Origin of the sequence: Halobacillus alkaliphilus (assembly GCF_900113125.1) — a bacterium.
GTDB lineage: Bacteria > Bacillota > Bacilli > Bacillales > Halobacillaceae > Halobacillus > Halobacillus alkaliphilus.
The window spans coordinates 18,521-31,502 of the sequence record NZ_FOOG01000016.1; the positions used below are offsets into that span (position 1 = coordinate 18,521).

General features: G+C 42.6%; 14 protein-coding genes. 6 read left to right on the forward strand and 8 right to left on the reverse strand.

All coding sequences use genetic code 11. From position 1 onward, the window contains the following. Window positions 1-219: 219 nt before the first annotated feature. Window positions 220-702 carry a C40 family peptidase gene (locus BMZ06_RS10325; RefSeq protein ID WP_089751963.1) on the forward strand — a complete coding sequence of 161 codons (483 nt, stop codon included), beginning with the start codon at window positions 220-222 and terminating at the stop codon, window positions 700-702. Between the two features lie 51 nt (window positions 703-753). Here BMZ06_RS10325 and BMZ06_RS10330 read toward each other — a convergent pair whose 3' ends face one another. Both BMZ06_RS10330 and BMZ06_RS10335 read right to left on the reverse strand, forming a co-directional pair. Continuing rightward, window positions 754-1,653, reverse strand: coding sequence for a DUF4097 family beta strand repeat-containing protein (locus BMZ06_RS10330; RefSeq protein WP_089751964.1), 900 nt, complete (start codon window positions 1,651-1,653; stop codon window positions 754-756). A 218-nt stretch (window positions 1,654-1,871) separates the two neighbouring features. Further along, window positions 1,872-2,669 (reverse strand): LysM peptidoglycan-binding domain-containing protein, encoded by a 798-nt coding sequence (locus BMZ06_RS10335; RefSeq protein ID WP_089751965.1) that lies wholly within the window; start codon window positions 2,667-2,669, stop codon window positions 1,872-1,874. 221 nt (window positions 2,670-2,890) lie between these two features. Here BMZ06_RS10335 and BMZ06_RS10340 point away from each other — a divergent pair, with 221 nt between their 5' ends. From BMZ06_RS10340 to BMZ06_RS10350, 3 genes are all read left to right on the forward strand, one after another. Beyond that, window positions 2,891-3,547, forward strand: a complete 657-nt coding sequence (locus BMZ06_RS10340; protein WP_089751966.1) for an MtnX-like HAD-IB family phosphatase — start codon at window positions 2,891-2,893, stop codon at window positions 3,545-3,547. Next, window positions 3,540-4,592, forward strand: a complete 1,053-nt coding sequence (locus BMZ06_RS10345) for an iron-containing alcohol dehydrogenase family protein (protein ID WP_089751967.1) — start codon at window positions 3,540-3,542, stop codon at window positions 4,590-4,592. Before BMZ06_RS10340 ends, BMZ06_RS10345 begins: the two co-directional genes overlap by 8 nt. An 82-nt stretch (window positions 4,593-4,674) precedes the next feature. Then, window positions 4,675-4,866 carry an H-type small acid-soluble spore protein gene (locus tag BMZ06_RS10350; protein ID WP_089751968.1) on the forward strand — a complete coding sequence of 64 codons (192 nt, stop codon included), beginning with the start codon at window positions 4,675-4,677 and terminating at the stop codon, window positions 4,864-4,866. A 64-nt stretch (window positions 4,867-4,930) separates the two neighbouring features. On the opposite strand, the gene BMZ06_RS10355 is transcribed toward BMZ06_RS10350, so the two are convergent. Further along, on the reverse strand, window positions 4,931-5,695 hold the full coding sequence (locus BMZ06_RS10355; protein ID WP_089751969.1) for a YwaF family protein: 765 nt from the start codon (window positions 5,693-5,695) through the stop codon (window positions 4,931-4,933). Between the two features lie 133 nt (window positions 5,696-5,828). Here BMZ06_RS10355 and BMZ06_RS20705 point away from each other — a divergent pair, with 133 nt between their 5' ends. Together BMZ06_RS20705 and BMZ06_RS10360 are read left to right on the forward strand one after the other, a co-directional pair. Beyond that, window positions 5,829-5,993 (forward strand): RNA polymerase sigma factor, encoded by a 165-nt coding sequence (locus BMZ06_RS20705; protein WP_175477861.1) that lies wholly within the window; start codon window positions 5,829-5,831, stop codon window positions 5,991-5,993. Window positions 5,994-6,249: 256 nt separating this feature from the next. Continuing rightward, entirely contained in the window at window positions 6,250-6,834 is a 585-nt protein-coding gene (locus tag BMZ06_RS10360) for a YgjP-like metallopeptidase domain-containing protein (RefSeq protein ID WP_089751970.1), read from the forward strand. A 140-nt stretch (window positions 6,835-6,974) separates the two neighbouring features. On the opposite strand, the gene BMZ06_RS10365 is transcribed toward BMZ06_RS10360, so the two are convergent. The 5 genes from BMZ06_RS10365 to BMZ06_RS10380 form a co-directional block, all read right to left on the reverse strand. After that, window positions 6,975-9,485, reverse strand: a complete 2,511-nt coding sequence (locus BMZ06_RS10365; protein WP_245755998.1) for a heavy metal translocating P-type ATPase — start codon at window positions 9,483-9,485, stop codon at window positions 6,975-6,977. A 175-nt stretch (window positions 9,486-9,660) separates the two neighbouring features. Continuing rightward, window positions 9,661-10,032, reverse strand: coding sequence for an ArsR/SmtB family transcription factor (locus BMZ06_RS10370; protein WP_089751972.1), 372 nt, complete (start codon window positions 10,030-10,032; stop codon window positions 9,661-9,663). A 90-nt stretch (window positions 10,033-10,122) separates the two neighbouring features. Continuing rightward, window positions 10,123-10,263, reverse strand: a complete 141-nt coding sequence (locus BMZ06_RS20710; protein ID WP_175477862.1) for a hypothetical protein — start codon at window positions 10,261-10,263, stop codon at window positions 10,123-10,125. Window positions 10,264-10,275: 12 nt separating this feature from the next. Continuing rightward, on the reverse strand, window positions 10,276-11,385 hold the full coding sequence (ald, locus tag BMZ06_RS10375; RefSeq protein WP_089751973.1) for an alanine dehydrogenase: 1,110 nt from the start codon (window positions 11,383-11,385) through the stop codon (window positions 10,276-10,278). A gap of 21 nt (window positions 11,386-11,406) precedes the next feature. Beyond that, a complete protein-coding gene (locus tag BMZ06_RS10380) occupies window positions 11,407-12,747 on the reverse strand; it encodes an aspartate aminotransferase family protein (RefSeq protein ID WP_089751974.1) in 1,341 nt (446 codons plus the stop codon). Window positions 12,748-12,982 lie beyond the last annotated feature (235 nt).

Consider the following 12,982-nt stretch of genomic DNA (forward strand, 5'->3'; position numbering starts at 1 on the left):
TACATCAATTGGGCCGTCTTCCTCTACTTTTTATAAGAGAACTATTAACTATGCGGATCTGGCAAAGATATAGTTTATTCCTTATTCTAATAGTTGCCATAGCGTCTGCCCATGGAAATCTATGTCGAAAACTTTTCATATTCGTCGGTGGAATAAACGAAAAATATCAACAATACTATAATTATTGTTTGGCGAATTTAACTTCAGGAGGTCAAAAGGATGAATGTTGCTGTTAGGAAGTCAAGGTGTTGGGTGTATGCTGCGGTTATTTTTTCATTAGTGGCTGCTTTTGTCTTCACCCCTTTTTCAAAAGCAGAAGCTACGATTAACTATGGAGAGGAAGTGTCTGCCGTAGCGGAGAGGTACGCTGGGTCTCCGTTCAAATGGGGAGGCACGACGCCTAAAGGATTTGATGCAAGCGGATTTACTCAATACATCTATTCCTATTCTGCTGCTAAAAAGAAAATTGCCCGCACAAGTGCTGATCAATACAAGCAAGGAAAAGTGGTTAAGAAGCAATCTGATTTAAAGTTTGGAGATCTCGTATTCTTTGATACAGCTGGAAAAGGCAAAGTTTCATTTGTTGGAATATACACGGGGTCCGGTGAGTTTATTGCTGCTACCTCTCACGGAGTCAGAACACAAAAGCTTTCCAGCTCTTATTGGAAAACCAAATATGTGGGTGCAAAGAGTCACTTTTAGTTAATAAAACCGGGGACTTCCCAAATAGGAAGTCCCTGGTTACATAATGATTCAGTCCAATGTAAAATTTCCAGAACTCGTTTCCACTACGATTTGATACTTCTGATCTCCTTTATAGCCTTTCACCTCATGATCTGATCTTCTCTCATAATCAATTCCATCCAGTTGAATGCGCTCTTCTCCTGAACTTGATTGATAGCTCAGCATAAACGATGGAGGTTCTTCTTCAAATGAAAAAGTAACATCCCCGCTCGACGTAGTAGCCGTTAGATTTCCAGCGAGACGCTTATGCGATATATCCACTTTGCCCGAGGAAGAATCAGCCTTCATTTCATTAACAAGTAATCCGTATCCTTCTATATCTCCGCTGCTCGTTGCCAATTCGACTACAGCGTCTGGCCCTTTAATGTCTGTCATCATGACATCACCACTGGAAGAATGGATGTTCAGCTTTTCCTCCATTTGCAGATTGGATACTTCTATATCTCCGGAACTTGAGGAAGCAATCAGGTGACTGACTTGTAGATCCCTAAGGCTGACTTCAGATGAAGAGGTATTAATTTTTACAGATTCCAGTTTCTGCTCGGGTACTTCCACGAGCAATTTCAAGTCGTCGCCCCGGATAAAACCAAAAGAAAGGCCGAGCCCATGATTTTTTTCAAGCTTTATTTTTAACTCGCCGTTGGTCTCTTTCGCTTCATAGGAATACTGCTTCCACTTTCGGGCATATCCGCTGAGTGTCACTTGAATTTCATCGCTTTCCCCTTTTATAAATTGAACATCAGCCGATGAAGTATTTACATGGACTTCTCGAATGTCACTTGCCGTAAAGGCTTCTTCCTTATGTACCTGCCGCTTTTCAACTTTTAACGATTTTGTAGCTTGAACTGAAATCAACGTTCCTCCTCCCAGAATTAAAGCAAACACGACGATCCATACTGCTTTTTTCATAATCTTTCTCCTCTCCCGATAAAAATTAAGAAATGGCAGCGGATGAGAAAAAGATTTGATTCCTTATACTCTGTGCAAGATCAATTTTTTAATAATCAAAATTTTTTATTATAGTAAAAATATACCTTATTCTTCTATACAAAGATACATAGACCAAATTAAAATTCAACGCCTACATAAAAAACAGCCTCCTTCCATTTAAGAAGGCTGACTGTTTATTAGAAGTTTACTTTAATTTTCACGAGGTCTTGAATACTGCCATCTTTAGCACTTCGACTGTAGACCCATAACTCTCCAGAAGATGATGTAGGCTGTCGGTCAAAAGGAACGGTACTACTGAAAAATCCATACGCTGGAGCGCCTTTATCAGTCATAGCGAAGCGTTCGTTAGACACCACTACGCCATTACGATCCCTCAATTGAAAAGTAACAACCGCCTCAAATACTCTTGCATATCCTTCTACCTTATCCCCGCTGTTAAAGCTGGAGTCAGGCAGGGGACGGGTCACAAAGATATTCCTTGAAGTCGGGATCGGGATGATTAGGTGATAATCCGGCCAGATGACATCTCTTTGGAAACCAGGTCGATCGGCATTGGCTTCTTCGATTTCCGCAACACTTACCCCGAACCGTCTTGCAATGGAATACAATGTATCACCGCTGACAATTCTATAAGTGAACGCTGGAACAACCAGGCTCTGTCCTACACTAATCAAGTTGGGATTCGAAATATTGTTCACTCCCGCAAGAAGATCAACATAAGTGTTAAACGTTTGAGCAATAGCCATCAGGGTGTCCCCGTTCGTCACGATATGTGAGATGATCGGATTAGATGTTGAGGTGGGGATGGCTAAAACATCGTCAGGGAAAATTAATCCTCGATCTGTCACAGGCGGATAAAGATGGTTAGCCCTTTCAATTGCGTCTACCGCACTGCCAAAACGACTGGCAATTGCATAGAGTGTATCGCCAGATTTGACCGTATAGATCAGCCCTTTTTTTGAAATAACAGGCATTTTACACCTCCTCTCTTTATAACCTATGGAAAAATATAGAATTGAGAACGGCATATTTCATACAAGTCTTCAAATTGAATGAGGTGCAAATGACGTACAGGATTTGGGGAAGCTATCATATAAGAAATAGTTGTTTTTCTGCCTTACATGAAGCGTTTTTAATCCATCAACATGCAGAAAATTTTGGTACACTATAGAAAATAGCAGTGGAGGGATGACCGATGAAGAAATGGGCATTTGTTTCAGATTTTGATGGTACGATTTCAAATAAAGACTTTTACTGGGTAATCATTGAGAAATACTATCCGGAAGGCAGAGACCTTTTTAAGAAGTGGAAAGCAGGTCAGATAAAGGACATCGAATTTTTACGTTCGATTTTTACATCTATCAATCAGCATGAGGAGCAGATCATCGAGGATATTATCAATATCCCTATTGATGAGTATGTGCCGGACTTTATTAAGCACGTGCAGAAGAATGGCGGAGACTTCTACATTTTAAGTGCCGGGACCGATTATTACATTCATCACATTTTAAAAGAATACAACATTCAGAATGTGACTGTTTATTCTAATGAGGGGTATTATGAGGACCAAAATGTTCATTTAAACATTGATCCTTCCCACCGGCATCATTCGGAACGCTACGGCATCGACAAATCCAAAGTGATTCAGGAGCTGAAACAGGAATACGAAACCGTTCATTTTGCCGGCGACAGCGAGCCCGATTCCCATCCGGCGGTCTATGCCGATGCCACCTTTGCTAAAGATGCTCTGCAGGAGATTCTAAGCGAAAAAAATATTGCTTTCACTCCTGTGACAACATTTAAAGACATCCAGGCTGATTTAGAGAAAAAAGGGTTTTTGTCTTATGACTAATCCTATTACAAATATCCCGATTCCAGCTATTCTGGAAATTAAGAGCGGCATTATTTACAATCTTCAGGAGATTTTTGACCGCCATGGATTTGAAAATATCCTGATGCTGTTTGATTCATTCACGATGGATCAATGGGAGGCAAACATCAAAGATTCTCTTTCAACTATCAAGCTGGATACAGTCCTTATACAGCCTCATGCCGAGGTTCATGATCTGATTAAGCAGGCTTTTTCTTTACAAATGTATGATGCGATCGTCGCGGTGGGTGGAGGGGCCGTGATTGATTGCGGGAAATATATGGCCTTTTCCCGCCAAACTCCTTTTATTAGTATTCCAACGTCAGCCTCAAACGATGGATTCGCAAGCAGTAACTGTTCGCTGCTGATTGAAGGGAAGAAAACAACAGTTCCAGCCAAAGTTCCCTATGGCATCATTGCGGATCTTAATATCATTCAAAACGCACCTACCCCGTTTATCTTAGCTGGTGTTGGTGACTTAATGTCCAATATTACTGCCCTTTACGACTGGGAATTCGAAGATCGTAAAGGTGTAAGCCGGGTAAATGCTTTTGCATCAATGCTCAGTAAAAAAGCGGTGAACAGCTTCGTTCGCACTCCTATGCACGACATCCAGGATCCTACTTTTTTAAAAGAGCTGGTCAGTTCGTTAACGATGGGCGGAGTGGCCACCATTATCAGTGGAAACAGCGCCCCCATCAGCGGATCGGAACATCTGATTTCCCATGCGCTCGATCAGTACGCTGAACGTCCTCACATGCACGGCATCCAGGTGGGGATAGCGACTTATATTATGGCCAACGTACAGGAACATCGTGCCGAACGGATGCAAAAAGTGTTTACACGGACAGGCTTTTTTGAATATATAAAAACGCTGGAGATAAAGAAAGCGGATTTTAAAATGGCCATTGAAAAAAGTCCAGAAATCAAGCCGCACCGCTATACTTATTTACATGAAAAGAAATTTCAGCGTAAAGCATTGGATTTTCTGGATCAGGACCCGATTCTTCAAGAAATATTACGATAGTTACGCAGGAAAACACCTTTTTAGAGAATAGCTCTGACGTTTGATGCAAACATTAGAGATATGAAAAAGGAGGATACTGCTCATGAATAAAGAACGCGCGAAAGAAATTTTCCACTCCCCCGAAATGATTGCGGTTACCCATGAGGACAGACCGATTTACATTGAGGAAGTCATTGAAAGAAGTGAAACCGCAAGAATCCACCCCGTGGATCAGCCCAATATTTTCCAGGAAGTTCCTTTATACGAACTGAAGGAAACGGAAGCACAGCATTAAAAAAGAAGCCGCATCCAGGATTTCGTCTTAGATGCGGCTTCTTTTGTATGTATTCCATCTGTTCCTATAGATAATGATACTTTTCTTCTTTTAATCCGGACCTCTTTTTCCAATTTCGTACGAGGGTTATCAAACGATACAACCCATACATTCCTAAAAATATTCCAAAACAGAAGATCTCTAAATTGACGTAGTACCACACCCCTTCCCCAAGCGCATCAAGCGGGGTACTTACATCGGGCGTCCCTGCCAGAAACAAGTAGTTCGTTCCGATTCTCCGGTTAAGAAAAAAGATAAAAGCAGCATAAAGATTCAAATAACCGAACATCACCAGAAGCGACCGGAACGTGATACGTGCAGAACTGACCAGAATTAAAAATATGCCGGTCCAGGCTAAAGCCATATGGTGCAGGAAAAATTTCATAAATCGAAAATGCGGAAACGAGTAAAATACCTCCGGCGTTAATAATGTTACAACCGGCGGAATAATCCCAATAAAATATACGAGCTGTATGACTCTGTGCCGATAAAAAAGCAGAGCGCCCATTCCAAGGAAAGATGCAATTCCGCACAAGTGAAGCGGTGCATGATCTTCCATATTCCAGTTGTTGTTTACAAGTCCCCATATCGTCTGCCCAATTTCGCACCCCAGCAGTAGAACAAACAAACTCCACCTTACGGATTGCTGAAGCTTATTATTTTTTTGTAAAGTACGGTGAAAAATCAGCAGTAAAGCAATTCCCGAAAAAAGAATAGTAAGCATAATCAGATGACTCGGTGACAAAAATTCGAATCTGTCTTGTATTTGAATATTAAACCATTCAGGCATCCCATCCTCCTTCCAATTTTCTGGTTAGGAAATACGTTCCTCAACTTTAGTACGGTTGTCCGGTTAAATGGTTTCAGATAAATAGTAAAGGGTATCTTAAGTAATAAGTAAAACGACCCAAGGAGAAAATCCTATGAATCAAGATTTACTATTACTTTCTAAGATTACATCCAGAGATAAGAAAGCCCTAAGCGATCTATACGACAGATATGTCCACTACCTTTATAATTTGATTCATAGATACATAACAGAAGCCCATCGAATCGAAAAAGTCCTAAGCCAGGTATTTGATTCATAGATACATAACAGAAGCCCATCGAATCGAAAAAGTCCTAAGCCAGGTATTTGATTCCATATGGAAATGCCCTCAATCGTTTGCAAACAGTAAACCATTTTCAAAAACACTAACCATCTTCTGCCTGAAGATCATTCATACGGAAGATGCTCGTGGTTCTTTAACTAACTAAGCTCGAAAGTTACTATTGCCAAGTTTTTTTGACGCTTCTGCCCCACTCTATTAAAATAGTAGAGAACACAAGGAAAGGGGCGTCCCTATGCCGGAGTTAACCTATAAGGATCAAAAGATTCATTATGATTTACATACCAAACCTACGATTTATTACGTAAAAATTTATATGGATGAATTGAATGGAGCTCAAGTTACCGCTCCCGAGAAAAGAAAACCTGAATTAATCGAAGCCTTTCTTAAGAAAAAAGCCGCCTGGATGAAAGAAACGTGGGAAACGCATCACACCGAGCTTTACCATGTGGATCGCCTTTCAGTGGAAACAGGCCAGAAGATTAATTATTTAGGGCGCTCTTATCAATTAATCCTAAATGAAGGCCATGACTATGCTTTCTCCTTCAATAAAGGGAAATTCCTTTTTACTTACCCTGGGGATGAAAAAGATGAGCAAATCAATAAGCAGCTGATTGCTTTAGCGAAAGAGTGGTTAAGGGAGAAGTCTGAGAAAAAATTCTCCGACCTTCATTCGAGATCAATCTCCGCTGAGGAAGATGCCGCGCGCTTAGGTAAGAAAGACCAGGATGAGATCATATTGAATTGGCGTTTGATTCAACAGACCAAAGAATTCATTCAAGAAAAGATCGAGAAGCTCATCGAGGAAGAAACGTGTTAACTACAAATATACTTGACTTTTTTCGCAGCTTGCAGAGTAACCATTTATTCTGCAGGCTTTTTTTATGGTTAGATTATGTCTTATTTTTTTCATAGCGTCTTCCAAAATCTTCACGTAAAAAAATAGAGAGGCGCACCTCTCTATTTTTGTCTTACTAACCTCATACTGTTTAAAATAACGAGCAAAGCCGCTCCTGTATCACTTAAAACTGCCATCCATAAGGTCAGGAAACCCGGGAAGATTAAAAGCAGTGCTGCGAATTTTGTGATTAAGGAGAACCAGACATTCTGTTTAATAATCTTTAAGGAACGCCGGCTTAACTTGATGGTATAGGGGAGTTTTTCTAAATTATCGGCCATTAGTACAATATCGGCCGTTTCCATGGCTGTATCTGTCCCTGCGCCTCCCATGGCAATACCGAGATCCGCCGTCGCAAGGGCCGGTGCATCGTTAATACCATCTCCGACCATCGCCACACTTTTTCCTTCAGCCTGAAGCTTTTTAACAGCCGTTACTTTTTCTTCAGGCATCAAATCTGAAATGTAGCGGTCCACTCCTGCTGACTCGGCAACCTTTTTAGCCGTACCCTCATTATCTCCTGTCAGCATTACCATTTCCTTTAGCCCCGTGCTTTTCAGTTTCTGAATAGAGTCAAGAGTAATCTCTCGAATGGTGTCCGATACACCTATCACACCTAATATTTCCGTGCGCGTGCCGACGATGACGATTGATCCCCCGTCTCCCTGGATGGAATGAATTTGGTCACGAATTATATCCACTGAGATGGCCAGATCTTCAAATAGTTTAGGGTTACCAGCGAAGTAATCGACACCATCCATTGTGGCTTTTGCGCCTTTTCCTGCAATGGCGTTGTAATTCAAGCCGTCTTTAACACCAATTTCTCTTTCACCTGCATAATCCGTAATCGCTTTTGCAATGGGATGTGTCGAATGAGCTTCAATTGTATGAGCGATACGGATCAGTTCATCAGACTGGTCGTTCAGCGCAAATACTTGAGATACTCTCGGTTTACCTTCTGTTAATGTCCCGGTTTTATCAAAAGCAATTGCTTGAACAGCTCCCGCTTTTTCAAGGAAGGTGCCTCCCTTAATTAACACCCCGTTCTTGGCTGCATTTCCGATAGCGGAAACAATGGCAACGGGTGTAGAAATAACGAGCGCACATGGACACGCAACTACCAGCAAGGCAAGACCTTTATATACCCACTCCCCAAAACTGCCGAAGCCGGCAAGAGGCGGGAGCACCATCACAAGCAGCGCGAGACTGAATACAATCGGTGTGTACACTCTGGCGAAACGATCTACGAAGGCTTGAGTTGGAGCTTTTTTCTCCTGGGCTTCTTCGACGAGATGAATAATCCCGGCAATCGTTGTATCTTCCACCAGCTTTGTTACGCGGATTTTAAGAGAACCGTGCTCATTAATCGTGCCCGCATATACCGAATCTCCCTCCTGCTTGTCGACAGGTAGAGACTCTCCTGTAATCGGAGCCTGATTAATGCTGGAAGCACCTGCAACGACTTCCCCATCAAGGGGCAGCTTCTCTCCTGGTTTAACGAGAATTCTGTCCTGAATGGAGATACTCTCAACAGGTTTCCTTACCCACTCGTTTCCTACTTTCACAGTAGCTTCAGACGGGGCAAGATTAATCAGACTTCGGATCGAATCCCTTGTTCGCTCAATGGATCTATTTTGCAGAGTGTTACCAAGAGCAAACAGCCAGACAACCATCGCTCCTTCAAACCACTCCCCGATAAGGGCAGCACCTATAGCGGCAGATGCCATGAGAACGTTCATATCCAATGAGCGGCTTCTGATGGAATAAAAAGCACTTCTAGCCGGCTTATATCCTCCAATTCCGATGGAAGCTGCATAGAGCAGTGTGATCAGTAAAGCTGGAAGATTCGTAAAGGAACCTATAAAACCTAAGGCCAGTAGTAGCCCTGAAACAGTAGTTCTTGTATCAGTCGGCTTCTTCCCTGCCTCATGATCTTCTGTTCTTTTTGAGGTTTCCAGAGAAGCTGTAAACCCTGACTTATCCACTTCCTGAATGATTTCTTCTGATGAAGTATTATGATCAATCTGCATCTTGCCCGTAGAAAAATTCACCGTGACTTTGTTTACCTTCGGCTGACTGCCAAGATGTTTTTCAATCGTTTTGGCACAGGAACCACAATCCATTCCTTCAATAAGATAGGTTTGAGTGTTCTTCTTATCCTGAACCCTTTCCGCTTCAAAACCTAGTTTCCGTACAAGACTGGGTACTTCGTGTAAGGCTTTCTCATCTTTTGCTTCAACCTTCAGCTTCCCTGTTCCATAGTGAACTTCTACGGTTTGAAAACCCCCCTGCTGCCCCAGACTTTTTTCGATAGTGGCGGCACAGGAAGGACAGTCCATTCCAGAAACGTTAAAAACGGTGACCCCGGAGGAACCCGAAAGGGGTGTCTCTCCTGTATGTGTTTCCTTCCTCTCCTCTACAGAGGTATTATTAATGCAGCAGCTGGACGTTTCAGATGCTGCTTCCTCATTAGCTGCACCCAATTCTTTGCTGCAGCACGTTGAAGTTTCCGCTGATTGAACTGCTTCATCACTTTCTTTGCTGCAGCACGAGGCTGTTCCTGCATCTTCCATTACTCCATCACTTTCTCTACTGCAACAGGATGATGTTTCCGTTGACTTAACAGCTGTTCCGCTTTGTACATTTACAGGCGTAGTATTCTCGTTCGAACAGCAGCTGCTTTCATGATGTTTTTCTATATGGCTCATATACCTGCCTCCGTCCTTCTTGATCCTTTATCCTTACTGCTTATTTTTCATGGGCATGTATCATTGCAATATTCACAAGCTGGTGCACATGTTCATCGGCTAACGAATAAAAGACCAGCTTCCCTTCTTTCCGATATTTGGCTAGCCCCATATTTCGTAGTAAACGCAAATGGTGAGATGCGGTAGCATTTGTTGAACGAATAATATTGGCTACATCGCAGACACACAATTCTTCTTCTAGCGTTAACGCGTAAGCAATTTTTAACCGCGTTGAATCGGATAATGCTTTGAATATAAGTTCGACTCCCAATACATCATCCATTTTAGGTTGAACGCGTTCAACGAGTTCCTCATCGTAACAAAACGTATCGCACGTATCTTTCTCAACTTTCTTCACTATTTTTTCACTCACAACTTTCACCTTCATTCTAATAATTGTTTGAATGTTTGTTTATAGTGTATGCTCCATACAGGTATATAGTCAATCTTATTATTCAAATAATTATTTGAATGTTAAAATGATTACATACACGAAGAAGCTGATAGCCGATATTCTTAACAATTTAACAGGCATTAAAATAGCTTGCAGAAAACCAGATGGTTTCCAGCAAGCTATAATCGCTTCAAATATAAATCTATGCATACGTTTCCGCCCTTAACGCATTCGCTGCATCCATAAACTCAGTTGATGGACTTCAGCCACTTCTTTATACGTTACGTAGCCATTCACTACATTCAGCCCTTTTAACAACGCTTCATTTTCAAGACACGCTCGCTCATGGCCCTTATTTGCAATATGGATAGCGTAAGGAATCGTAACATTCGTCAGCGCCACTGTTGAAGTCCGGGGGACGGCCCCCGGCATATTGCCTACCGCATAGTGGAGTACTCCATGCTTTATATAAATTGGGTGATCATGTGTGGTTACGTGGTCGACCGTCTCGACGATGCCTCCCTGATCAACGGCTACATCCACGATTACAGAGCCCTGCCTCATCGCTTGCACCATCTTTTCTGTGACAAGGCGGGGCGCCTTTGCACCTGGAAGCAAAACGGCTCCGATGACCAGGTCAGCTTCCTGAACCGCTTCCTTTATGTTTAATGGATTGGATATTAACGTATTAATCGAAGAACCGAACAAATCATCCAGCTGACGGAGCCGCTCTGGGCTTAAGTCAATCATGGTTACATCTGCCCCTAAGCCGACTGCAATTTTGGCAGCGTTGGTACCTACGACACCACCGCCAATAATCGTCACCTTACCTCTTCTTACTCCCGGCACACTACCAAGCAGAATGCCTTTACCACTGTTTGGCTTCTCTAAATACTGAGTGCCTTTTTGCGTGGCCATGCGTCCAGCCACTTCACTCATGGGAGTCAGCAATGGAAGAGTCCCATCGGTTGCTTGCACGGTTTCATAAGCAATCGCTATGACCTTTTTCTCGGCCAGGGTTCGAGTGAGTTTATCATCAGCCGCCAGGTGAAGAAAAGTAAATAGGATCAACCCTTCATAAAAGTAGTGATACTCTTCTGAGATTGGTTCTTTTACCTTCATCACCATTGGAGCCGCCCAGACTTCAGCCGCTGAATCTACAATAGTTGCGCCTGCTTGAGCATAATCATGATCCGTAAAACCTGAGCCTTCCCCAGCCCCTTTTTCCAACAAAACTTCATGGCCTTCCTTCATCAGATTCGCAGCTCCAGCAGGGGTCATGGCCACCCGATTTTCATGATTCTTTATTTCTTTTGGAATCCCAATCTTCATCCATTCTCTCTCCTTCTCTCTCTAAAGCTGATGGAGTGCATCGACCAAGGTGTTGAGCAACAATTGCATGTCTTCTTCCTCGATGGTGAGCGGGGGCGACAGAGTGAGAACATTATTGTACCCGGCCACCGTCATCCCGTTCTTACCTATTAAAATGCCCTGGTCTTTGCAATAGCCAATCACCTGATTGACTTTGCTCACTTTGAGCGGCTCTTTCGTATCTTTATCTTCCACGAGTTCTATTCCTATCAAAAGACCTTTGCCACGTATATCTCCCACATACTTATGATTCCCAAGACGGTGACTGAGTTCATTTCTCGCTGCTTCTCCAAGAGCCCTGGATCGGTCGAAGAGATTTTCTTTCTCCATAATCTCAATATTTTTAAGTGCAACCGCACAAGCTGCCGGATGACCGCCGAAGGTATTGATATGACGGAAAAAGTCATACGGTTCGCTGCCGCAAAAAGCTTCATAAACCTCTCTTTTAACAGCGGTTGCCGAAAGAGGCAGGTAGGCACTGGTAATTCCTTTAGCCATCGTGATGATATCAGGTTTGACACCATAATTCATAAATCCAAACGGCTTGCCTGTCCGGCCAAACCCGCAAATAACTTCATCTACAATCATGAGAGCACCGTGCCGTTCACAAACAGCTTTTACTTCTTTCATATATTGCTCTGGCGGCACAATGACACCTCCGCCTGTAATAATAGGCTCCATAATGACCCCGGCGATCGATTCACTATGCTCCCACGTCATCACCCGGTCGATATCCTGTGCTCCCCACTGATCCTTCTCACTATGGTCATTCCGATATTCATCTGGCGGTGCTACATGCAGAAAGCCCGGACCCAATGGCTCATATTTATACTTACGCTGAGCCTGCCCCGTCGCAGCGAGAGAGCTGGTAGAGTTTCCATGATATGACCGGTACCTGGATATAAATTTGGTTCGGTAATAATCCCCTTTTTGCTGATGGTACTGCCGGACCATTTTAAAGGCCGCTTCATTCGCTTCCGACCCGCTGTTAGAAAAGAAAATTACATAATCATCACCTAAGAGCTGATTAATTTTCTCTCCTAATTGAATCGCGGGTTCATGACTCTGTGTCATCGGCATATAAGATAATTCTTTCATTTGATCAAAAGCAGCCAGAGCTAATTCCTCTCTTCCATATCCAATATTGACACACCACAAGCCCGACATAGCGTCGAGAAATCGGTTCCCTTCTACATCCGTAATCCAGGATCCTTTCGCACTTTTGGCTACCATTGTATCTTCAGGTTTATAAGGTTTCATTGAATGCCATACATACTTTTCGTCTTTTGCGAGCAGATCGCTCTTCACATCAGCTTTTGTCAACGGAGGAACCCCCTTGAATTAGAAATATAAGGTAATATTTTGAATTATCTTAATTATCCAACATATAGAAACAACTTTCATTAGACATTGTGTCAAATGGTTAAAACGATCCTTTCACACAATGACTACACTGCGAACTGAACCGAGTTTCTTCTATTATATACAGGCTTCACCCTTCTCCTCTTTGGTTCTACATCCATAAAAAAACACTTATTCCATGTAAGAATAAGTGCAC